Here is a 21,304-nt window from a genome sequence, read left to right on the forward strand (position 1 = left end):
GCCGGGCCGCGGAGCGGGCAGGATGGCCACGTGATCCTCACCTGTCGCTGTTGTCGCTGAGCGCATTCGCGCGCCCGCAGACAGCCGTCGACAGCGCCCGCGCCCCGCGCGGCACCGAGAGGAACAATCCCATGCGCTACGCGCGCAGCATCGCCGAGCTCGTCGGCAACACCCCGCTCGTCCGTCTGAACCGCGTCACCGAGGGCATCGCCGCCACGGTGCTGGCGAAGGTCGAGTACCTCAACCCCGGCGGCTCCGCCAAGGACCGCATCGCGGCGCGCATCATCGACGCCGCCGAGCGCGACGGGCTCCTGCGGCCCGGCGGCACGATCGTGGAGCCGACCAGCGGCAACACCGGCGTCGGGCTCGCGCTCGTCGCCCAGCAGCGGAACTACCGCACGGTCTTCGTCGTGCCCGACAAGGTCTCCGAGGACAAGCGGGCCGTCCTGCGCGCGTACGGCGCCGAGGTGGTCGTGACGCCCACGGACGTCGCGCCGGAGGATCCGCGTTCGTACTACAGCGTCTCAGACCGGATCGTCGCCGAGACTCCGGGGGCGTACAAGCCCAACCAGTACGACAACCCGCAGGGCCCGCTCAGCCACTACGAGACGACCGGGCCGGAGATCTGGCGCGACACCGACGGCACCGTGACGCACTTCGTCGCGGGCGTGGGCACGGGCGGCACGATCACGGGGACCGGGCGGTACCTGCGCGAGGTGTCGGATGGCCGGGTGCGCATCGTCGGGGCCGATCCCGTGGGATCCATCTACTCCGGCGGCCCCGTGCACGGCTACGCCGTGGAGGGCGTGGGCGAGGACTTCTGGCCGGGCACCTTCGATCCGACCGTCGTCGACGCCTACGAGCGCGTGTCCGATGCCGAGTCGTTCGCCATGACGCGCCGCCTCGCGCGCGAGGAGGGGCTGCTCGTCGGCGGATCCAGCGGGCTCGCCGTCGTCGCGGCCCTGCGCGTGGCCCGCGACCTGCCCGCCGACGCCGTCGTGGTCGTGCTGCTGCCGGACCACGGCCGCGGCTACCTCGGCAAGGTGTTCGACGACGACTGGCTGCGCGCGCACGGCCTCGGCGACGCGGCCCCCGAGCCCATCGATTCCCCGTCTGAGAGGACCACCCCATGACCGCATCCCCGCACGACCGCCCGCACGGCTTCGCCACCGCCGCGGTGCACGCCGGCCAGGACGCCGACGCCGCGACCGGCGCGGTGATCCCGCCCGTGCACTTCTCGTCCACGTACGTGCAGGACGGGATCGGCGGGCTGCGCGACGGCTACGAGTACGGCCGCGCGGCCAACCCCACGCGCACGGCGCTGCAGCGGCAGCTCGCCGCGCTCGAGGGCGGCCGCCACGGGCTGTCGTTCGCCTCGGGCCTGGCCGCCGAGGACGCGCTGCTGCGCGCCCTGCTGCAGCCGGGCGACACAGTGCTGCTGGGAGACGACGTCTACGGCGGCACGTATCGGCTGCTCACCCGCATCCTCGGACCGTGGGGCGTGACCGTGAGCGTGGTCGACCTCGGCGACGCCGACGCGGTGGGTGAGGCGCTGCGGCGCGAGAGCCCGCGCGTGGTGTGGCTCGAGACGCCGAGCAACCCGCTGCTGAGGATCGTCGACATCGCCGCGCTCGCGGACGCCGCGCACGCCCACGGCGCGACCGTCGTCGTCGACAACACGTTCGCGTCGCCGGCCCTGCAGCGCCCGCTCGCGCTGGGCGCCGACGCGGTCGTGCACTCGACGACGAAGTACCTCGGCGGCCACTCCGACGTCGTCGGCGGCGCCGTGGTGCTCGACGACGACGGGCTCGCGGAGCGCGTCGGCTTCCTGCAGTTCGCCGCGGGCGCGGTCTCGGGCCCGCTCGACGCCTGGCTCACGACGCGCGGCATCAAGACGCTCGGCCTGCGGATGGAGCGCCACAGCGCCAACGCGCAGCGCGTGGCCGAGTTCCTCGACGCGCACGACCGCGTGGCCCGCGTGTACTACCCGGGCCTTCCGTCGCATCCGGGCCACGACATCGCCGCGCGGCAGATGTCGGGCTTCGGCGGCATGGTCTCGCTCGCCCTCGAGGACGCCGCCGCGGCGCGGCGCTTCGCCGAGGGCACGCGCCTGTTCCAGCTCGCCGAGTCGCTCGGCGGGGTGGAGTCGCTCGTGAACTACCCCGACGCCATGACGCACGCCTCGGTCCGTGGCACCGCGCTCGCCGTGCCGCCGGAGGTCGTGCGCCTGTCGGTCGGCATCGAGGACGTCGACGACCTGCTGCAGGACCTCGACGACGCGCTGCGCTGAGCCACCGCGGCGAGCCCGGCGGCCTCAGCTCGAATCGCCGCGGGACGGGGTCAGCGCGGCTCCGCGCGGATCGGTCAGGGCGACGGCGTCAGCGCGCGAGGCGTGCGATCCAGGCCTCGACCTCGTCGGCCGTGCGCGGGATGCCGGCCGAGAGGTTCACGGGGCCGTCGGCCGTCATGAGGATGTCGTCCTCGATGCGCACGCCGATCCCGCGGTACTCCTCGGGAACGGTGAGGTCGTCGATCTGGAAGTACAGGCCGGGCTCGATCGTGAAGACCATGCCGGGCTCGAGGATGCCGTCGTAGTACATCTCGCGGCGGGCGGCGGCGCAGTCGTGCACGTCGATGCCCAGGTGGTGGCTCGTGCCGTGCACCATGTAGCGGCGATGCTGGCCGCCGCGGTCGGCGTCGAGCGCCTCCTCGGCGGTGACGGGCAGCAGGCCCCACTCCGCGGTGCGCGCGGCGATGACCTCCATGGCGGTCTCGTGCACGGTGCGGAACGTCACGCCGGGGCGGGCGGCGGCGAAGGCCGCGTCGGCCGCCTCGCGCACGGCCTCGTAGACGCGGCGCTGCACGGGGCTGAACGTGCCGTTCACGGGCAGCGTGCGGGTGATGTCGGCGGTGTAGAGGCTGTCGACCTCCACGCCGGCGTCGATGAGCACCAGATCGCCCGACACGACGCGGCCGTCGTTGCGCGTCCAGTGCAGGTAGCACGCGTGGGGGCCGGCCGCCGCGATGGTGTCGTAGCCCTCCCAGTTGCCGTCGCTGCGGGCGCGCTGGTGGAAGACGCCCTCGATGATCCGCTCGCCGCGGGGGTGCTCGATCACGCGCGGCAGCTCGCGCACGATGTCGTCGAAGCCGCGCGCCGTGACGTCCACGGCCACGCGCAGCTGCTCCTGCTCGTACTCGTCCTTCACGAGGCGCAGCTCGGAGACGAAGCGGCTGAGCTCGGCGTCCTCGTCGAGCACGACGTCGCCCTCGCGCGCCTCGAACGCGTCGATGTGCGCGGTGGCCACGCCCAGGTCGGCCGCGACGCCGTCGAGGGACGGGCGCGGGCCGATCCAGAACTCGCCCACCGACGCGTCCGAGTAGAACTCGGCCGTCGTGCGGTCGGCGCGCTCGCGGAAGTAGAGGGTGACGTCGTGGCCCTCGTCGGTCGGGTCGAACACGAGCACCGAGTCGGGCTCGGCGTCGCTGCCCCATCCGGTCAGGTGCGCGAACGCGGAGTGCGCGCGGAACGGGTAGTCGGTGTCGTTGCTGCGCTGCTTGAGCGAGCCGGCCGGGATCACGAGGCGCTTGCCGGGGAATGCCGCCGACACCGCCTCGCGGCGCCCCGCCGCGAACGGCGCCTGCTCGCGCGCGGGCGCGACGGGCTCGGCCTTCTCGGCCCAGCCCTCGCCGATCGTGTCGAGGAATCCCTGCGGGAACGGCTGCTTGCGGTTGGAGGTCGCCTCTGCCTGCTGCTGCTCCGCGGTCGTCGTGTCGCTCATGCCTCCAGTGTCTCACCCGCGCCCGGCACAGGGGTGCCGCGGCGGCGCCGCAGGGCGAGGGCGACGGACCCGGCGAGCCCGATCGCCGCCGCGAGGAGCACCGGCCAGGCGCCGTCGACGAGCCGCATCCGCAGCATCGTCACCCCCGACTCGAGCATCGGCCCCCACGACCCGAGGTTGACGCGCGACGCGACGGCGCCGAGCAGGCCCCACAGCAGCGCGGGCGCGAGCCACAGCAGCGCGAGCGAGCCGATCCACGCGCCGGGGCGCCGGCCGGTCCACGCGAGGATCGCGCCGACGAGGATCGCCGGAAGCCAGTGCGAGCCCCACACGAGCGCGGCCGGCGGATCGAGCGAGAACGGGCCGGCGACGTCGAACCACGCCCGCAGCCAGAACCCGGCCGCCACGGCGCCGGCCGCGAGTCCCAGGGCGGCGCCGGTCACCGGCGCGCGGGTCGCGAGGTGCAGCGCGAGCACGCCGATCGCCGCCGAGACGACGCAGAACACGACGATCGCGGTGACGTAGAGCGCGGCGGCCGTGGAGATCGAGCGCACGTCGGTCGCGAAGGTCGGCGAGCCCGCCTGGCGCATGCCGCCCGCGGTGACGATCCCCGTCTGCGCGATCGCGACCGCCTGTACGATCGCGATGCCGCCCGTCGCGAGCCAGCGGCCCCGCGCGGCCACGCGATCGCGCAGCGCGAGCCCCGCGAGCGCGCCCGGGAGCGCGAGCAGGCCGAACAGCGACGGCAGCGTGTACTGGCTGAACGGCAGCAGCGCGAAGGGCATGTGGGCGGGCAGGGTCGGGGTCGCCCACCGGTTCTGCAGGGGCAGGCGCATGCCCGTGGCGATCCACGGCAGCAGGGCGAGGAGGGCGGCGATGACGCCGACGAGGACGGCCGCGACGGCCGGGATCCGTTTCGGGGAGCTCACGCCGTGAGCGTGCCGGCGCCCCGTGACAGATCGCTGGGAGACGCCGGCGGGGTGCGTCAGCCGGCCGGCTCGAGCTGCACGACGAGGGGGCGGTGGTCGCTGCCCGCCTTGTCGAGGTTCGTCAGCACGATGGAGCCGGTGGGGCGCCACGCGTCGGAGTGCAGCACGTGGTCGATCGGGGTGCCCAGCAGCGAGGGGATGCTCGTCGGCCAGGTGCCGACCGCGCCGTTGCCCGTCTCGGCGGCGGCATCGGAGCAGTAGCCGAGGTCGTGCCCGTCCACCCCGAAGCGCTGCATGTGATCGATCGTCGCGTTGAAGTCGCCGGCGATGATCACGTTGCCGTCGGCACACTGATCCGCGATCCAGCGCAGATCGTCCCGCCACGCGTCCATGTACGCGGGGCGGGGCGCCACCGCGTGCACGGCGACGACGATGGGGCCCGTGCCGTCGACCGGCATCGCCACGGCGCTCGGCAGCACCGTGGTGTTGCTGGAGCCGTCGCTGGAGGACTCGATGACCGAGTAGTCGCCCAGCTCGGGTGAGATGAGGATCGTCGTCTCCCAGGCCTGCGGCGTCGGCGCGTCCTGGTCGTTGTACGCCACGTGGTGCACCCACATGGGGCGCCCGAGCTCGCGCATCTCGACGGCGACCTGCTCGCCCACCGACTGCGCCGTCTCGGGCAGGGCGATGATGTCGGCGTCCATCGCGATCGCCGTCTGCGCCACCCGGAACGCGCCCGTGGCGTCGCCCGCCGTGTTCCAGGTCATGACCCGCACGCTCGTGTCGGTCGCGGCCGGCAGCGTGTCGTCGCCGTAGCCGCGCATGCCGAGCGCGACGCCGCCCAGGATCGCGCCGACCGCGGCGACCATCGCCATCGACAGCGCGAAGCCGCGCGCCGCGCGCGAGGCGGCGACGAGCAGGAAGAACAGCGCGATGCCGGCGAAGCACACCACCAGCAGACCGCGCACCGCGATGATCTGCGCGATGGGGAACATGTGCTCCACGCGGAAGAAGCGGGGGAACGAGAGCACCGCGGTGGCGCATGCGAACAGCACCGTGAAGAGGAACCCGAGCACACGCACGAGGCGAGCCTACGGTCGTCACCTGGGCGTATGGCGGATGTCGACCGTGTGCCGCGTGGCCGCGCGCCATCGGATCGGCGGCCCGCGCCGCCCGCATTACCATCGGGGGAATGGGCGATGAACGAGCGGCCGGGCCCGCGGATCTGCACCTGCACTCGGCCTGCTCGGACGGCACGGAGCCGCCCGCCGCGGTGTGCGTCGCGGCGCACGCGGCGGGGATGCGCACGATCGCGCTGACCGACCACGACACGACGATCGGGTGGGACGAGGCCGCCGACGCCGCCGCGTCGCTCGGCATGACGCTGCTGCCGGGGGCCGAGGTCTCGGCGAAGCACCGCGGGCGCAGCGTGCACGTGCTCGCCTACCTGTTCGATCCGGCGGCCCCCGAGCTGGCGGCGATGATGCAGCGGGTGCGGGAGGACCGGATCGGGCGCGCCGAGCGCCTCGTCGGCAACCTGGCGCGCGACTACGACATCGCGTGGGACGACGTGCTCGCGCAGCGCGTGGGCGATGCCACCGTGGGCCGCCCCCACATCGCCGACGCGCTCATCGCGAAGGGCATCGTGCCGAGCCGCGAGGAGGCGTTCGCCGACATGCTCCACCCCGCGAGCCCGTACTACGTCGCCCACTATGCGCCCTCGCCGCTCGATGCCGTGCGGGCGATCGCACGGGCCGGGGGAGTGTCGGTGATCGCGCACCCCGCCGGCCGTGGCATGCTCCCGATCCCCGTGCTGGAGGAGCTGATCGGCGCGGGCCTGGGGGGACTCGAGATCGATCACCGCGAGAACACCGCGGCGGGCCGCGAGACGCTGCGCGAGCTCGCCGCCGCGCACGATCTCATCGTCACGGGATCGAGCGACTACCACGGCGCCGGCAAACCGAACCGCATCGGCGAGAACACGACATCGCCCGAGGCGGTGGCGCGCATCATCGACGGGGCGACGGGGATCGAACCCGTCACGCCCTAGGTCGACGGGCGCGCGTACTCCGAGCCGGTGGCGGTGCGCTCGAGCAGTCCGTAGTCGACGAGATAGCGCCGCAGCACGGCGACGTCGTCGGTGAAGGACGCGAGCCGCTCGTTGATCTCGCGCTCCGCCACGACCTCGCCCTGGCGCAGCGCCCGCTCGGCGATGAGGGCGAGCAGCTCGCCGCGGACCGTCTTGTTCGCCGGATACTGGGCGATGCGGCCGTCCGCGTCGAGGAAGCGCTCGGGGCCCGTCGCGCGCGGGGGCGCGGGCGCCGCGCGCAGGGCGGCGCGGAACACCTCGCCGTCCGCGATCCAGCGCCCGTCCGCCTCGGTGACGAGGCCGGCGCCCACGAGCGTGTCGGCCACGTGGCGGCGGCGCGACGGGCTCAGCCTCTCGAACGCGGCGTCGGCGTCGCCCGCGACGATCCGGGCGTACGCCACCCGGGCGGCGTCGTTCGCCAGCGCCGCGACGATCGCCCGCCAGGTCTCCACGCGCGCTCCGTGCGTGCGGGTCAGGCGCCCTGCGCGGCCTGACCGGACGAGCGGCGGCGGCGACGACGGCGGCGCGCCGCGGCGGGCTTGCCGTCGTGGTGCTCCTTGCCCGAGCCGTCGTGCGTGCCCGCGCCCTCGGGCTTCTCGCCCTCGGCGGTCGCGGCCGCGCCGCCCTCGCCCGATCCGGCATCGTCCGTGCGGCGGCGCCGGCGGCGCGACGATCCCTCGCCCTCGCCCGCGCGCTGCGCGGACGGCTGGCGCCGGGGACGCTCGGCCTTCGGGGCGGAGGCGATTCGCCCCTTCGTGCCCTCGGGGATGTTCAGATCCGTGAACAGGTGGGGGCTCGACGAGTAGGTCTCGGTGGGCTCGGGCTGGCCGAACTCGAGGGCGCGGTTGATGAGCGCCCACTTGTGCAGGTCGTCCCAGTCCACGAACGTCACGGCGATGCCCGTCTTGCCGGCGCGGCCGGTGCGGCCCGCGCGGTGCAGGTACGTCTTGTCGTCGTCGGGGATCGTGTGGTTGATCACGTGCGTGATGTCGTCCACGTCGATGCCGCGTGCGGCGACGTCGGTGGCCACGAGCACGTCGACCTTGCCCGCCTTGAACGCGGCCATCGAGCGCTCGCGCTGCTCCTGGCCCATGTCGCCGTGCACGCCGCCCACGTTGAAGCCGCGGTCGTTCAGCTCGTCGACCAGGCGCTGGGCCGCGCGCTTCGTGCGCGTGAAGATCACGACCTTGCCGACGCCCTCGGCCTGCAGGATGCGGCCGATGATCTCGTCCTTGTCGAGCGAGTGGGCGCGGTAGACGATGTGCTTGATGTTCGCCTGGGTGAGGCCCTCGTCCGGATCCGTGGCGCGGATGTGGATGGGGTTCGACATGAAGCGGCGCGCGAGCGTGAGGATCGGGCCGGGCATGGTCGCGCTGAACAGCTGCGTGTGCCGCTTGGCGGGCAGGCGCGTGAAGATCTTCTCGATGTCGGGCAGGAAGCCGAGGTCGAGCATCTTGTCGGCCTCGTCGAGCACGACCTCGGTTGCGTTCGACAGGTCGAGGAGGCGCTGGTTGGCGAGGTCGATGAGGCGGCCGGGCGTGCCGACCACGATCTGCGCGCCCGCCTTGAGCTGGTCGATCTGCCCCTCGTACGCCTTGCCGCCGTAGATGGCGACGACGCTCGTCGAGCGGTTGGAGGTGAGCAGGTCCATGTCCTCGTACACCTGCACCGCGAGCTCGCGGGTGGGCACGACGACGAGCGCCTTCACGCCGGGCTCGGGGTCGAGGCCCAGGCGCTGCACCACGGGGATGCCGAAGCCGAAGGTCTTGCCGGTTCCCGTCTTGGCCTGGCCGATGACGTCCTGTCCGGGCATCGACAGCGGGATCGTCTGCTCCTGGATCGGGAAGGCGTCGGCGATGCCCTTGGCGGTGAGTGCGTCGATGATGTCCTGATCGACACCGAGGTCGGCGAATGCGGTCACTGTGAATCAAGCCTGTCCGGCGGCGCGCGCCGCCCGTACGAAGGGTCCACGCCGTTCTCGATTCCCAGGCGCGGCGCCCCGCGTCCGTCGGCGGGGCCGTGAACCAGCCTAGGGGATCGGTGCGGGGAAGCCCCTGAGCGGCGCGTGGCGCGCGCATCCGCGTGGCGCGGGCGCCGCCGCGTAGGATCGCCTCCGTGGTGAACTGGTTCTGGCGGCGCCGGCCGCCCGCGCGCATCCTCAAGCTGCGCTCGCGCGGCGACCTCGGCGACGCGCGGCGCGTGGACTTCGCCGAGCTGGCACCGGACGTCGCCACGTTCCTCGGCCAGGCCGCGTACCTGCAGCTGGGCTACTTCGAGACCCTCACGCGCCTCATCCGCGCCACGCCGGAGCTGGCCGAGAAGGAGGCGCTCTCGCTCGCCGCCGGCCGCGCGCTGCGCAAGCACCGCCAGATCGTGCGGCTCATCGCCGACCGCGTGGGCGATCCGACCGAGGTGATGCTGCCGTTCCGCGAGCAGCTCGACGCGTTCCGCGGCGCGACGATCGGCGCGCGTCCGCGCGAGACCATGCTGTCGGTGTACATCACGGCGGGCATGCTCGACGACTTCTACCTGGCGCTGGCCTCGAGCTACGGATCGACCGGGCGGCGGGTGTCGGAGATCCTCGGCGAGGCGAGCGACCGCGATCAGCTCGAGCAGCTGCTGCGCGCCACGATCGAGGGCGACGACGAGATGCGATCGCTGCTGTCGATGTGGGCGCGCCGCCTCGTGGGCGACACGCTGCTCGTGGCCCGCGCGGCGCTCGCGCCCGAGCGGTTGGGCCTCGACGACGAGAAGCGCGTCGAGCCGGTCTTCACGGCGCTCATGGCCGCCCACGCGCGCCGCATGGACGCGCTCGGCCTCGCCGCCTGATCCCGGCTTCCTCAGCGAGACAGCATCTGCGCGCCGAGACAGTGGCGTGTGCACGCTGTCTCGGCGCGGGAATGCTGTCTCGCGGGAACCAGGGGGCCGGATCAGGCGATGCGGAGGCGGCGGCGCTCGGCGTCGTCGCGGCGGGTGCGGGCGATGCCGAGGGTGAGCGCGACGGCGGCGGAGACGACGATCGCGGCGGCGAGCGTCGCGACCCACTGCCACGGATTCGCCTCGCCCCAGCCGATCCACGTCAGCGCGGCGTAGACGGCGGCGGCGACGAGGGCCGCCACACCCGGGGTCAGCACGATGCCGCGCGTCTCGCGGTGGGGGAGCGCGTAGTGCAGGCCGATGCCCAGCGCGATGGCCCCGATCAGCGCCAGCAGGATGTACATGTCAGGAGACGAAGCCGACGGGGCGCTTGCCCTCGGACCCGATCTCGACGTACGCGAGGTTCGCGACGGGGACGAGGTAGGTCGTGCCCTTCGCGTCGACGAGCTCGATGTGCATGGTGCCCTCCTTGAGGGCCGCGGCGATGGTCTTCTTGACGGTCTCGGCCGACTCGGCGGACTCGAAGCTGAGCTCGCGGCCGGTGTTGGTGATGCCGATGCGGATCTCCACGGATGACTGCCTTTCGTCGCGCGCGCCACGGCCGGTGCCGGGCTGGTGTCAGCCTATGCGATCGGCCGTGGGCGGGGCGGCGCGCACGCTGACGGCGAACAGGGGCGGCGGCCCCGCGATGCGGCCGCGCGATGTCGGCGGTGCTGGCTACCGTGGAGTCGTGCCCCTCGAGACCCCCGACCTCGCGCAGCGCGCTGTCATCGACCTGCCCGCCGACGCGTCCGGCACCGTGATCGGCGCGCCGGGCACGGGCAAGACCACGGCGCTCGTCGAGCGCGTGTCGCGGCTGCTCGCGTCCGCCGCCCTCGGCCCGGAGGCCGTCGTGGTGCTCACGCCCACGCGGCCGTCGGCCACGCGGCTGCGCGACGAGCTCGGCGTGCGGGTCGCCGTGGCGACCCCCGGCCCGCTCGCGCGCTCGATCGGGTCGCTCGCCTTCCAGATCGTGCGGGCCGATACCGTGCGGCGCGGCGAGGACCCGCCCCAGCTGCTCACGGGGGCCGATCAGGACCGGATCATCGCCGAGCTCCTGGAGGGCGACGAGCTGGACGAGGCTGCGGGCCGCTCCCGCTGGCCCGCGCACCTCGGCCCCACCGTCCGCCGCTCGGCCGGCTTCCGCTCGGAGCTGCGCGCCTTCCTCTCGGAGCTCACCGAGCTGGGCGTCGCGCCGGCGGAGCTGGAGGCGCTCGGATCGGAGACGTGGACGGCGGTGGCGGGATTCGTGCGCGACTACCGCAACGTGCTCTCGGGCATGCGCGCCGCGCACCGCGACAGCGCCGAGCTGTACCGCGAGGCGGCCGAGGTGCTCGCGAGCGGCCAGCCGCTGGGCGAGCTGGATCGGCTGCGCGCGGTGCTCATCGACGACGCGCAGGAGCTGACGCGCGGCGGGATCGACCTGGTGGCGGCCCTGCGTGCCCGCGGCGTCGCGGTGCTCGCCTTCGGCGACCCCGACATCGGATCGGGCGCCTTCCGCGGAGTGACGCCCGAGCTGTTCGCGCGGCTGGCGGGCGTGCTCGGCCCCGTGCACGTGCTCGACGCGGACCATCGCGGACACGCGGCGATCGCGCGGCTGGCGCGCGCCGTGACGCAGCAGATCGGCGCGGGCGGACGAGTGGAGCACCGCCGCGCGCCCGGGCCAGAGGTCGAGGCGCCCGGCGTCGTCGAGGCGCGCATCGCGTCGTCGCCGTACGAGGAGGCCGACCGCATCGCGTGGGCGCTGCGGTCCTGGCATCTCGACGACGGGGTGCCGTGGGAGCGCATGGCGGTGATCGCGCACGACACGCGGCAGATCACGGCCCTGGAGACCGAGCTCGCCGCGCGCGAGGTGCCCACGCGGGCGGCGGGCGTGCAGCGCCCCCTCGGCAGCGAGCGCGCCGTTCGTCAGCTCGTGGAGCTCGTGCGGCTGGGGCTCGCGGAACCCGAGGAGCGCGAGGGCGAGGCGCTGCTCGAGGCCCTGCGCTCGCCGTTCGGCGGGCTCGACGGCGTGGGGGCGCGCCGGCTGCGCGCGCGGCTGCGACACCGCGAGCTCGAGGCCGGCGGCACGCGGCCCGCGCGCGAGCTGCTGCGCGAGGCGCTGAACGATTCCGTGCACCTGACGTTCATCGACACCGCCGAGGCGCGCTCCGCGCACCGCCTCGCCGAGACGCTGCGCCGGCTGCACGAGCTCGGTCGCGCCGGCGCGACGATCCACGAGCTGCTGTGGGAGGCGTGGGATCGCGCCCGCACGCCCGACGGGCGGCGGCTGTCGCGCGCGTGGCACGAGGTCGCGGTCTCCGCGCAGCCCCTCGCGGCCGAGACGGGGCGCGCGCTCGACGGCCTCGTGGCGCTGTTCGACGCGGCCAAGCGCTACAACGAGCGCTCACCCGGGGAGGGCCCGGAGCCGTTCATCCACGACATCCTCGACAGCGACGTGCCCGAGGACGCGCTCACCGCCCCCGAGCGCCCCGGCACCGTCACCCTGCTGACGCCGGCGATGGCGCTGGGAACGGAGTTCGACGCCGTCGTGATCGCGGGCGTGCAGGACGGCGTGTGGCCCAACGTGCGGCTGCGCGGCGGCCTGCTCGACTCCTGGCGGCTGGCCGACGCGGTCGCCGCCGCGCGATCCGGCACCGCCGCCCCCGAGCCGGCTGGCGTGCTCGACCGCCGCAGGGCGGCGCTGCACGACGAGCTGCGGCTGTTCGTGCGGGCCGTGTCGCGGGCGCGCTCGCGGCTGCTCGTGACGGCCGTGGACGACGACGACGCCACCCCGAGCCCGCTGCTCACCCTGCTGCCCGAGCCTCCGGAGGACGAGGCGGCCGAGCCGATCGAGCATCCGCTCACGCTGCGCGGGCTCGTCGCGCGGCACCGCCGCACGCTCACGTCGGCCGCCCCCGACGCCGCGAAGGAGCACGCCGCCGCGCAGCTCGCGGTGCTGGCCGGCGAGGGCGCGCCCGGCGCCGACCCGGCGCAGTGGTACGGCGTGCGCGGCCCCTCCACGACCGCCCCCCTCGTCGATCCGGACGCGCGGCCGGTGCGCGTCTCGCCGTCGCGCATGGAGACGTTCGAGGCGTGCGGGCTCGACTGGGCGATCCGCGCGCTCGGCGGCGACACCGCCGGCGCGCCGTCGGCGGGCATCGGCACGATCCTGCACGCGGCGCTCGAGGCGGCGCCCGACGGCGACCTCGGCACGATGCGCGGCGTGCTCGACGCGCGCTGGGGCGAGCTGGAGTTCGAGGCCGGCTGGATCGAGCGCAAGGAGCGCCGGCGCGCCGAGGAGTACGTCGAGCGCCTGCATCGCTACCTGCGGCACGTGCACCACGAGGGCGGCCGGCCCGTCGCGGCGGAGGCGCGCTTCCGCCTCGCCGTCACGCTCGACGACGAGCCGCGCGTCGTCGGCATCCCCGAGGGAGAGCAGGCGCCCGACCTCGGCCCGCACGCGCTGCTGAGCGGCATCATCGACCGCGTCGAGGCGTACCCCGCCGGCGGCGGCGAGCACGCCGACGCGCGCGGCCGCGGATGGGTCGCCACGCGCCCGGCGGACGGCGCGGCCGCGGAGGCCGTGGTGATCGCGGATCTGAAGACGGGCAAGTACGAGGACCGCACCTCCGACGCGAAGGTCGTCGAGGACGCGCAGCTGGCCTCCTATCAGCTCGCCGTCGAGGCGGGCCTCGTGCCCGGAGCCCCACCCGGCTCGCTCGCGGGGGCGCGGCTCGTGGTCGTCTCGCAGAAGACCGCGAAGTCGGCGTACCGCGTGGCGCACCAGCCCGCGCTCGGTCCCGAGGCGCGCGCCGCCTTCCTGCGCCGCGTCACCGAGGCCGCGCGCGGCATGTCGGCCGCCGGCTTCACCGCCAACGTCGACGTGCACTGCCGGGGCTCGCACCGGCCCACGCTGTGCCGCCCGCACACCGTCAAGGCGGTGAGCGCCTCGTGACCGCGCCCGCGATCGCCGCCGCGGCGCCGGCGTGGACCGGCCCGCTCGCGCTGTCGGCCGACGTGATCGCCGCCGCGCTGGGGCAGCCGACGCCCACCGCCGCGCAGCGCGAGGTCATCGAGGCGCCCGCGGGTCCGGCGCTCGTCGTCGCCGGTGCCGGCAGCGGCAAGACCGAGACGATGGCCGGGCGCGTGGTGTGGCTCGTCGCCAACGGCCACGTCGAGGCCTCGCAGATCCTCGGCCTCACCTTCACGCGCAAGGCGGCGGGCGAGCTGGCCGAGCGGATCGGCGCGCGCCTGCAGCGGATCGGCGAGTTCGACGAGCGCGGCCTGCTGCCGCACCTGCCCGAGATCGTCGCCTCCGGCGCGCTCGAGCGCATCGCCGCCGCGGCGCCCGAGGCGCAGCGCGCCGTGCGCCGGGCCGTGCTCGACGAACTCGCCGGCGCCTACGGCACCGGCTGGGATCCGTCGCGCGCCTCGGGCGTGGCCGGCCTGCTCGAGCGGCCGCGCGTGGCGACCTACAACGCCTTCGCCGACGCGATCGTGCGCGAGCACGTGGCGCGGATCGGCCGCGATCCCGAGGCCGCGCTGCTGTCGCAGTCGGCGTCGTGGCTGCTCAGCCGCGCCGTCGTGATGCGGGCCGACGAGGCGGGGCTCGATGAGATCGATCCGGCCCTGTCCACCATCGTCGAGGCCGTGCAGCGGCTGGCCGGCGACGCGCTCGACCACCGCGCCGACCTCGACGCGGTGGCGCGGCACGCGGCCGAGCTCGCCGAGCGCATGGAGCCGTTCGCGAACCGGCAGCGCGCCACCAAGGGCGACATCGAGAAGGCGTGCGACAACCTGCGCGCGCTGCCGCGGCTGCTCGAGCTCGTGCGCGAGTACGGCGCCGAGAAGGACCGGCGCGGCGTGCTCGACTTCGCCGACCAGGTCACGGGCGCGCTCGAGATCATCGAGGGGGCGCCGCAGGTGGGCCGCGAGCTGCGCGAGCAGTACCGCGTGGTGCTGCTGGACGAGTACCAGGACACCTCCGTCATCCAGACCCGGCTGCTGTCGACCGTCTTCCGCGACGCGCCCGTGATGGCCGTGGGCGACCCCAACCAGTCGATCTACGGGTGGCGCGGCGCGAGCGCCGACAACCTGCACGCGTTCGCCGCGGCGTTCGCGGCCGAGGTGCCGGCGGCGCGCTACGACCTCATGATCAGCTGGCGCAACGACAGCGCCGTGCTGCGCGCGGCCAACCGCCTGCTCGAACCGCTGCGGCGGCCGGGCCGGCTGCCCGTCGAGCCGCTGCGCGACCGGCCGGGCGTGGGGGAGGGTCGCGTGGAGCACCGCTTCACCGGCACCGTCGACGAGGAGGCCGACGCCGTCGCGGAGTGGTTCGCGCAGGTGCGCGCGGCCCATGCGGGCGAGAGGCCGCACACGGGCGCGATCCTGTTCCGCGCCAAGAAGCACATGCAGACGTTCGCCGACGCGCTGGACCGCCGCGGCATCCCGCACCGCATCCTCGGGCTCGGCGGCCTGCTCGCCACCCCCGAGGTCACCGACGTCGTCGCGGCCCTGCGCGTGGTGCACGACCCCACGCAGGGCTCGTCGCTCATCCGGCTGCTCGTCGGCCCCCGCTTCGGTGTGGGCGTGGCCGACATGGCGGCCCTGTACGACCTCGCCACCACGCTGTCGCGCCGCGACGGCGCGCTCGTGCCGCTGTCGGACGAGCTGCTCGAGCGCATCCGGGCGTCGTCGGGAGCCGATGAGCAGGTCTCGATCATCGACGCCCTCGAGTTCGTGCGCTCGGTGCCGGACGACTACCGCCTGCTGGAGGCGATCACGCCCGAGGGCAGGGCGCGCCTGCGCGAGGCTGCCGGCGTGTTCGAGCGGCTGCGCCGGGCCGCCGGGCAGCCGATCCCCGAGCTGATCCGCCTCATCGAGCTCGAGCTGCGGCTCGATGTCGAGCTCGCGTCGAACGAGTCGCGCGGCCCGGCCCGCGTGGCCGCCACGCAGCTGCGCGCCTTCGCCGACGAGGTGCGCGCCTTCCTCGACGCGGACGAGCGCGGCACGATCGGCAGCCTGCTGGCCTGGCTGGCGCACGCGGAGGAGACGGACGAGCTCATGCCGCGGGCCGAGCCGCCGGAGCCGGGCGTCGTGCAGCTGCTCACGATCCACGGCTCGAAGGGCCTGGAGTGGGACGCCGTGGCGGTGGTGCGCATGGTCAAGGACGAGCTGCCCAAGAGCCCGCCCACGACCTTCGGCTGGCTCGGCTTCGGCCAGCTGCCCTACGCCTTCCGCGGCGATCGCGACGCGCTGCCGCACCTGGACTGGCACCCCGGGCCCGAGAGCACGGCCAAGGAGCTGGCCGCGGCCATCGCGGCGTTCAAGGCGGCCAGCCGCGAGCATCAGCTCGAGGAGGAGCGCCGCCTCGCCTACGTCGCGGTCACCCGCGCGCGCTCACGGCTGCTGCTGACGGGCTCGTCGTGGGCCGGGCAGTCCAAGCCGCGCGACCCCAGCACGTACCTGATCGAGGTGATCGACGAGCTCGGCCTGCCGCCCATCGAGCCGCCGGACGCCGACGAGAACCCCTACGAGGGCGAGGGCGGCACGCTGCAGTGGCCGCTCGACCCGCTCGGCGCCCGGCGCGCACCCGTCGAGGGGGCCGCGGCGCGCGCCCGCGCGGCCCAGGCGGGCGAGCCCGCCGAGCCGACGCCGCAGCTGCGCCGGCTGCTGGACGAGCGCCGCCGCCGCGAGAGCGCGCCGGCGCTGCGCCCGCCCACGCGCGTTCCCGCGTCGCGCTTCAAGGACTACGTGACCGACTTCGCCGGCACGGTCTCGCAGATCGCCCGGCCGATGCCGGAGCGTCCCTATCGCCAGACGCGGCTCGGCACGCTCTTCCACCAGTGGGTGGAGCAGCGCTCGGGCCTCGTTGGTCGTGGGCCGTCTCCCGACGACGCCCTGTGGGAGAGCGACGACGAGCTCTTCGGTGCCGAGGCGGCCGATCCCGGCCAGGGCGCGGGCGAGGCGATGTCGGCGGCCGACGAGGCCGAGCTGGCCCGGCTGCGGGCGATCTTCGAGCGCAGCGAGTGGGCGCCGCTGCGCCCCCTCGAGGTGGAGACCGAGATCGACTTCGCCCTGCCGGGGCGCGACGGCGAGCCGCCGCACATCGTCATCTGCAAGCTCGACGCCGTCTACCGCCGCGGCGACCGCATCGAGATCGTCGACTGGAAGACGGGCGCCGCGCCGCGCACGGCCGCCGAGAAGCGCGACCGCCTGCTGCAGCTGGCCCTCTACCGGCTCGCGTACCACCGCAGGCACGGCGTGCCGCTGGAGCGGATCGACGTGGCGCTGTTCTACGTGTCGGACGAGCTCGTGCTGCGCGGCGACGACGTCTGGTCGGAGGAGGAGCTCGTCGAGCGGTGGAGGTCCGCGACGTCGATCGGCTCGGTGGCGCCCGGCTCGACCGGCTCCTGAGCCCGGGCATCCCGCGCATCCGCACTCGGGTCCGCCGCACCGCCGTCCGGATCGTCCCACGACAGATCGCCCGTGAGCGACAGCTCGGCGGGGTCGTACGCGTCGGTCTCCATGGCGGTGCCGCCCGCTCCCGCGGCGCGCTCGGCGCTCTCGGGCACGCGGCCCAGCACCGCGATGGCGTCGTCCATGCCGGTCTCGCCGTCGCGGCGCAGGCCCGCGAGCAGGTTGTTGTCGCGCACGCCGTCGGCGAGGGATTCCAGCAGCCCCGCGGCGTCGTCCACGACGTCGGAGCGGTGCGTCTCGAGGCCGTGCAGGAGCCAGCGGGCGAACTCGAGCTCGGCGTGCAGGCGGGCGCGCACCTCGAGCGCGTCGTCGGGCGCGCGGTGGGCCGCGGCTCCGTAGGCCGAGAACACGTGCGGCGCGGCATCGGGCGCCGACGCCACCCACTGCAGGTCGATGGCGGGGTCGTCGATCGACAGGCCGTGCCAGTCGAGCACGCCGGTCACGACGGGCGCGTCGCGCTCGTCGTCTCCGAACAGGAACGACGTCGCCTGCGTGCCGCCCAGGCCGACCGCCGACTCGAAGGCCCACAGCCTGTCGTCGTCGGCCGCCGTGCGCCAGCGCACCGTGAGGCGCACCGGCACCCGGCCGCTGGCCGCGGCGGCGTCGATCACGCGCGAGACGTCGGCGCGCGACTCCTCGGGCGAGCGCTCGGGAAGCCCCGCCGAGCGGACCACCGACGGCGGCAGGGCGTGGATCGCGGCGATCGTGCGGCCGATGGACGTCGCGGCGCCCTCGCCCGGCGGGATCTCGGCGGCCTCGATCTGGTAGCCGGGCAGCATCGTCATGGCGGTGGCGCGGCCCTGCCGCAGCACGGCCGATCCGAGGTACTCCGGCACCGACACCGGCAGCAGCTCGCGCACGCCGGGGGTGAGCGCCCGCAGCGCGACGGCCTCGGCGGCCAGCTCGCTCTCGGCCGATTCGTCGACGGGGGTGCGGATGACGACCTCTCTGCCGTCGGCCAGCGTGGCGACGGCGGCGTCGTATCGCCCCGCCCCTTCCGCCGTCAGCGGCCGGGTCGCGACGACCTCGGCGCCGGGCACGGCCGCCGTGACCGCCGCCGCTAGAGTGAAGGGAGAGCGTGCCATGCGTTTCAGGGTATGCGGGCGGAGCGCCCGCCACCCGCGCCACGCCCGCGAGCACGCCACCGCGCACGGCGCCCCGGGCGTGTGGCGATAATGGATGGCCGTCGCACAGCAGGCGAGGAATCCAAGCACGCCCGTGACGCGAGAGAGGTCCCGCATGCCCCGCCCCGCCCCCTCCGGAGCCATCGAGCGCAGCGCCGCGGAACGCGATCGCCCGGGGCTCCTCGAGGAGCTGCGCGGCGACGCCGACGCGCGCGTGCTCGTCGTGCGCGGGGACGCGGCGCCGCGCGCCGAGGGCGACGCGCCCGCGCTGGGCTGGGCGGCGCCCGACGAGGTCGCCGCCGGCGCCGAGTGGGCCTTCCTCGGCCGGGACGAGCGCGGCGCGCCCGTGCTGCTGGCCGCGTGGCACGGCGAGGGGGAACCCGTGGCGGCGCCGGCCGGGTGGGCCCCGCTGCGCGAGGTCGGGGCGGAGCTGCCGGCCGCGGAGTCCGAGGCCTTCGTCGTGGGGGTGAGCCTCGGGCGGTTCCTCGGCGAGGGCTTCTGCCCCGCCTGCGGCTCGCCCGCGCCGGTGACGCTGGCCGGGTGGGCGCGGCGCTGCACGGGCTGCGGCCGCGAGCTGTTCCCGCGCACCGACCCCGCCGTGATCGTGGCGGTCGAGAGCGAGGACGGGCAGCGGCTGCTGCTGGGCGCCAATGCGGCGTGGGGCGGGCGCATGCACTCGTGCTTCGCGGGCTTCGTGGAGGCGGGCGAATCGCTCGAATCGGCGATCCACCGCGAGATCGCGGAGGAGGCCGGCGTGCGCCTGCGCGACGTGCGCTACGCGGGATCCCAGGGCTGGCCGTACCCGCGCTCGCTCATGCTCGGCTTCCACGCCCGCGCGGTCGCGGACGGCGAGGCCCGCGCCGACGGCAGCGAGATCGTGAACGTGCGCTGGTTCACGCGAGACGAGATCCGCGAGGGGCTCGCGGGCCGCGGCGTGGGGCTCCCCGGCCGCGTCTCGATCGCGCACCGCCTGATCCGAGAGTGGGTCGAGCGCGCCGGGAGCGCGGCGTGAGCGCCCTCGACGCGCTCGACGAGCGCCAGCGCGAGGCCGCCGAGATGCTCCGGGGGCCGGTGGCCGTGCTCGCCGGCGCCGGCGCCGGCAAGACCCGCGTCATCACGCATCGCATCGCGTACGGCGTGGAGACGGGGGAGTACTCGCCCCCGCGCGTGATGGCCCTCACCTTCACGACGAAGGCCGCGGGCGAGCTGCGCGGCCGCCTGCGCGCGCTCGGCGTCGACGGCGTCGCGGCGCGCACGTTCCACTCGGCCGCGCTGGCGCAGCTGAACTTCTTCTGGCCCACCGTGGCCGGCGACGTGGCGCCGAAGATCATCGACAACAAGGTGCGGCTGCTCGCCCACGCGGCCGACGGCGTGGGGCTGAAGCCCGACACCGCCACCCTGCGCGACGTGGCCTCGCAGATCGAGTGGCGCAAGATCACGATGCGCTCGATCGATCAGTACGCGCGGCTGGAGCGCCGGGTCGGATCGATCGGTCCCGACGCGCTCGTCGCGCTGATGCGCTCGTACGAGGCGCTGAAGGACGAGCGCCGCCAGCTCGACTTCGAGGACGTGCTGCTGGCGTGCGCCGGCATGCTCGAGGCGGAGCCCCGCGTGGCCGCAGCGGTGCGCGAGCAGTACCGGCACTTCACGGTCGACGAGTACCAGGACGTCTCGCCGCTGCAGAACCGGCTGCTCGAGCTGTGGCTGGGCGAGCGCCGCGACCTGTGCGTCGTGGGCGACGCGAGCCAGACGATCTACTCCTTCGCCGGTGCCGATGCCCGCTTCCTCCTCGACTTCGAGCGGCGCCACCCGGGGGCCACCGTCGTGCGACTGGAGCGGAACTACCGCTCGGACCGCTCGGTCATCGACGCGGCCAACGCGCTCATGCGCGGCCGGCCGGGGGCCCTCACGCTCGTGCCCGCGCGCGACGAGTCGCTCTCGCCCACGCCGACGGTGACGGCCTACGCGGACGAGACGGCGGAGGCGGCGGGCGTCGCGGCCGCCATCGAGCGGCAGCTGCAGCGGGCGCGGCCCGACGAGATCGCCGTGCTGTACCGCTCGCACGCCCAGTCCGGCGTGCTGCAGCAGGCGCTCGCGGCCCGTGGCATCGCCACGACGGTGCTCGGCGGCACCCGGTTCTTCGACCTGCCCGAGGTGCGTCAGGCGGTGCTCGCGCTGCGCGGCGCCGCGGTCGCCCCGCAGCAGCACGACGACTTCGTCGACACCGTGCGCGATGTGCTGCGCAGCCTGGGGCACTCCGACGAGCCGCCGGCGGCCGGCGGCTCCCTCCGCAACGCGTGGGAGGCCCGCCAGGCGGTCGTGCGCCTGGCCGAGGAGGCACGCCCCGGCACGACGCTGCGCACCTTCGCCGACGGGCTGCTCGCGCGGGCCAAGGACCACCACGAGCCGTCGCTGCGCACCGTCACGCTCGCGACGATCCACGCCGCCAAGGGCCTGGAGTGGCCGCACGTGCACCTCGCGGGCCTCTCGGAGGGGCTGCTGCCGATCTCGTACGCGACCGGGATCGAGCAGATCGACGAGGAGCGGCGCCTGGCGTACGTCGGCATCACGCGGGCCGCGCGAACGCTGTCGCTGTCGTGGTCGCGGGGTTCGGGACGGGTGGCGCGCCAGCCGTCGCGCTTCCTGACCGAGATCGCGGGGCCTCGCTGGGCAGAAGGCGGCACAGGCATCCTGCGTGCGGTCGATGCGAGCGCCACAGCCGCCGCAGCCCCGCGTCGATCCTGACGGAGCGGGACCGGCCGTCCTCGGCCGCATCCGACACGGGCTCGTCGAGCAGACGTGCGGCGAGCGCGGCCGCCTCGATCGCCAGCGGCAGCGCGACGTCGGGCGGGCGGCGGGCGACGAGCTGGGTGACGAGCGCCGGCCACGCGGGGTCGCGGTCGCGTTCGTGCGCGGCGAGGCAGCCGAGGCAGGCGGTGCGGCCCGGCACGACGAGGGGGCCGACGTCGGCCCTGCCGCCCGCGAAGACGAGCGGCAGGTGCGGCG

Annotated in this window: 15 protein-coding genes and 1 pseudogene; 8 read left to right on the forward strand and 8 right to left on the reverse strand. The window is 75.0% G+C overall.

Going from position 1 to position 21,304, the window contains the following annotated elements:
• The first annotated feature begins 131 nt into the window (after positions 1–131).
• Positions 132–1,133: a pyridoxal-phosphate dependent enzyme gene (locus tag ACYVJ0_RS09030; RefSeq protein WP_449853373.1), complete on the forward strand. Its 1,002-nt coding sequence runs from the start codon at positions 132–134 to the stop codon at positions 1,131–1,133.
• A complete protein-coding gene (locus tag ACYVJ0_RS09035) occupies positions 1,130–2,290 on the forward strand; it encodes a cystathionine gamma-synthase (protein WP_449853372.1) in 1,161 nt (386 codons plus the stop codon). Before ACYVJ0_RS09030 ends, ACYVJ0_RS09035 begins: the two co-directional genes overlap by 4 nt.
• Before the next feature lie 88 nt (positions 2,291–2,378).
• Here ACYVJ0_RS09035 and ACYVJ0_RS09040 read toward each other — a convergent pair whose 3' ends face one another.
• Genes ACYVJ0_RS09040 through ACYVJ0_RS09050 form a run of 3 tightly spaced genes read right to left on the reverse strand, consistent with a single transcriptional unit; the run spans position 2,379 to position 5,790 of the window.
• Entirely contained in the window at positions 2,379–3,779 is a 1,401-nt protein-coding gene (locus tag ACYVJ0_RS09040) for an aminopeptidase P family protein (RefSeq protein WP_460817380.1), read from the reverse strand.
• Positions 3,776–4,708: a hypothetical protein gene (locus tag ACYVJ0_RS09045; RefSeq protein WP_460817382.1), complete on the reverse strand. Its 933-nt coding sequence runs from the start codon at positions 4,706–4,708 to the stop codon at positions 3,776–3,778. The genes ACYVJ0_RS09040 and ACYVJ0_RS09045 overlap by 4 nt, the downstream gene beginning before the upstream one ends.
• Positions 4,709–4,764: 56 nt before the next feature.
• The gene (locus tag ACYVJ0_RS09050) at positions 4,765–5,790 is read right to left on the reverse strand and encodes an endonuclease/exonuclease/phosphatase family protein (RefSeq protein ID WP_460817383.1); all 1,026 of its coding nucleotides are present in this window, start codon (positions 5,788–5,790) and stop codon (positions 4,765–4,767) included.
• A 110-nt stretch (positions 5,791–5,900) separates the two neighbouring features.
• Here ACYVJ0_RS09050 and ACYVJ0_RS09055 point away from each other — a divergent pair, with 110 nt between their 5' ends.
• The gene (locus ACYVJ0_RS09055) at positions 5,901–6,758 is read left to right on the forward strand and encodes a PHP domain-containing protein (protein WP_460817385.1); all 858 of its coding nucleotides are present in this window, start codon (positions 5,901–5,903) and stop codon (positions 6,756–6,758) included.
• Here ACYVJ0_RS09055 and ACYVJ0_RS09060 read toward each other — a convergent pair.
• Together ACYVJ0_RS09060 and ACYVJ0_RS09065 are read right to left on the reverse strand one after the other, a co-directional pair.
• Complete coding sequence (locus tag ACYVJ0_RS09060) at positions 6,755–7,249, reverse strand: DUF2087 domain-containing protein (RefSeq protein ID WP_460817386.1); 495 nt, start codon at positions 7,247–7,249, stop codon at positions 6,755–6,757. The two genes, ACYVJ0_RS09055 and ACYVJ0_RS09060, sit on opposite strands and share 4 nt — an antisense overlap.
• Before the next feature lie 20 nt (positions 7,250–7,269).
• The gene (locus tag ACYVJ0_RS09065; protein ID WP_460817388.1) at positions 7,270–8,718 is read right to left on the reverse strand and encodes a DEAD/DEAH box helicase; all 1,449 of its coding nucleotides are present in this window, start codon (positions 8,716–8,718) and stop codon (positions 7,270–7,272) included.
• 194 nt (positions 8,719–8,912) lie between these two features.
• Between ACYVJ0_RS09065 and ACYVJ0_RS09070 the strand changes: the two genes are divergently transcribed.
• Complete coding sequence (locus ACYVJ0_RS09070; RefSeq protein WP_449853365.1) at positions 8,913–9,626, forward strand: ferritin-like fold-containing protein; 714 nt, start codon at positions 8,913–8,915, stop codon at positions 9,624–9,626.
• A 101-nt stretch (positions 9,627–9,727) separates the two neighbouring features.
• Here the strand turns inward: ACYVJ0_RS09070 and ACYVJ0_RS09075 are convergent, their stop codons facing one another.
• Both ACYVJ0_RS09075 and ACYVJ0_RS09080 read right to left on the reverse strand, forming a co-directional pair.
• Positions 9,728–10,018, reverse strand: coding sequence for a hypothetical protein (locus ACYVJ0_RS09075; RefSeq protein ID WP_460817390.1), 291 nt, complete (start codon positions 10,016–10,018; stop codon positions 9,728–9,730).
• 1 nt (position 10,019) lies between these two features.
• The gene (locus ACYVJ0_RS09080; protein ID WP_449853363.1) at positions 10,020–10,244 is read right to left on the reverse strand and encodes a DUF3107 domain-containing protein; all 225 of its coding nucleotides are present in this window, start codon (positions 10,242–10,244) and stop codon (positions 10,020–10,022) included.
• A 160-nt stretch (positions 10,245–10,404) separates the two neighbouring features.
• Between ACYVJ0_RS09080 and ACYVJ0_RS09085 the strand changes: the two genes are divergently transcribed.
• Together ACYVJ0_RS09085 and ACYVJ0_RS09090 are read left to right on the forward strand one after the other, a co-directional pair.
• On the forward strand, positions 10,405–13,650 hold the full coding sequence (locus ACYVJ0_RS09085; protein ID WP_460817392.1) for a PD-(D/E)XK nuclease family protein: 3,246 nt from the start codon (positions 10,405–10,407) through the stop codon (positions 13,648–13,650).
• Positions 13,647–17,111, forward strand: coding sequence for a UvrD-helicase domain-containing protein (locus tag ACYVJ0_RS09090; RefSeq protein ID WP_460817394.1), 3,465 nt, complete (start codon positions 13,647–13,649; stop codon positions 17,109–17,111). The genes ACYVJ0_RS09085 and ACYVJ0_RS09090 overlap by 4 nt, the downstream gene beginning before the upstream one ends.
• A 386-nt stretch (positions 17,112–17,497) precedes the next feature.
• Here the strand turns inward: ACYVJ0_RS09090 and ACYVJ0_RS09095 are convergent.
• Positions 17,498–18,442: pseudogene (locus ACYVJ0_RS09095) on the reverse strand (phosphotransferase); the annotation flags it as partial.
• Between ACYVJ0_RS09095 and nudC the strand changes: the two are divergent.
• Both nudC and ACYVJ0_RS09105 read left to right on the forward strand, forming a co-directional pair.
• Entirely contained in the window at positions 18,414–19,310 is an 897-nt protein-coding gene (gene nudC, locus ACYVJ0_RS09100) for an NAD(+) diphosphatase (protein ID WP_460817395.1), read from the forward strand. The pseudogene ACYVJ0_RS09095 and the gene nudC sit on opposite strands and share 29 nt — an antisense overlap.
• A gap of 44 nt (positions 19,311–19,354) precedes the next feature.
• Positions 19,355–21,043 (forward strand): ATP-dependent helicase, encoded by a 1,689-nt coding sequence (locus ACYVJ0_RS09105; protein ID WP_460817408.1) that lies wholly within the window; start codon positions 19,355–19,357, stop codon positions 21,041–21,043.
• The last annotated feature ends 261 nt before the right edge of the window (positions 21,044–21,304 follow it).

The organism is Microbacterium petrolearium (assembly GCF_054782875.1).

Coding starts and splice junctions, on each gene's coding strand:
- ACYVJ0_RS09030 (WP_449853373.1), top strand. CDS start 132: ATGCGCTACGCGCGCAGCATCGCCGAGCTCGTCGGCAACACCCCGCTC.
- ACYVJ0_RS09035 (WP_449853372.1), top strand. CDS start 1,130: ATGACCGCATCCCCGCACGACCGCCCGCACGGCTTCGCCACCGCCGCG.
- ACYVJ0_RS09040 (WP_460817380.1), bottom strand. CDS start 3,779: ATGAGCGACACGACGACCGCGGAGCAGCAGCAGGCAGAGGCGACCTCC.
- ACYVJ0_RS09055 (WP_460817385.1), top strand. CDS start 5,901: ATGGGCGATGAACGAGCGGCCGGGCCCGCGGATCTGCACCTGCACTCG.
- ACYVJ0_RS09075 (WP_460817390.1), bottom strand. CDS start 10,018: ATGTACATCCTGCTGGCGCTGATCGGGGCCATCGCGCTGGGCATCGGC.
- nudC (WP_460817395.1), top strand. CDS start 18,414: ATGCCCCGCCCCGCCCCCTCCGGAGCCATCGAGCGCAGCGCCGCGGAA.
- ACYVJ0_RS09105 (WP_460817408.1), top strand. CDS start 19,355: ATGCTCCGGGGGCCGGTGGCCGTGCTCGCCGGCGCCGGCGCCGGCAAG.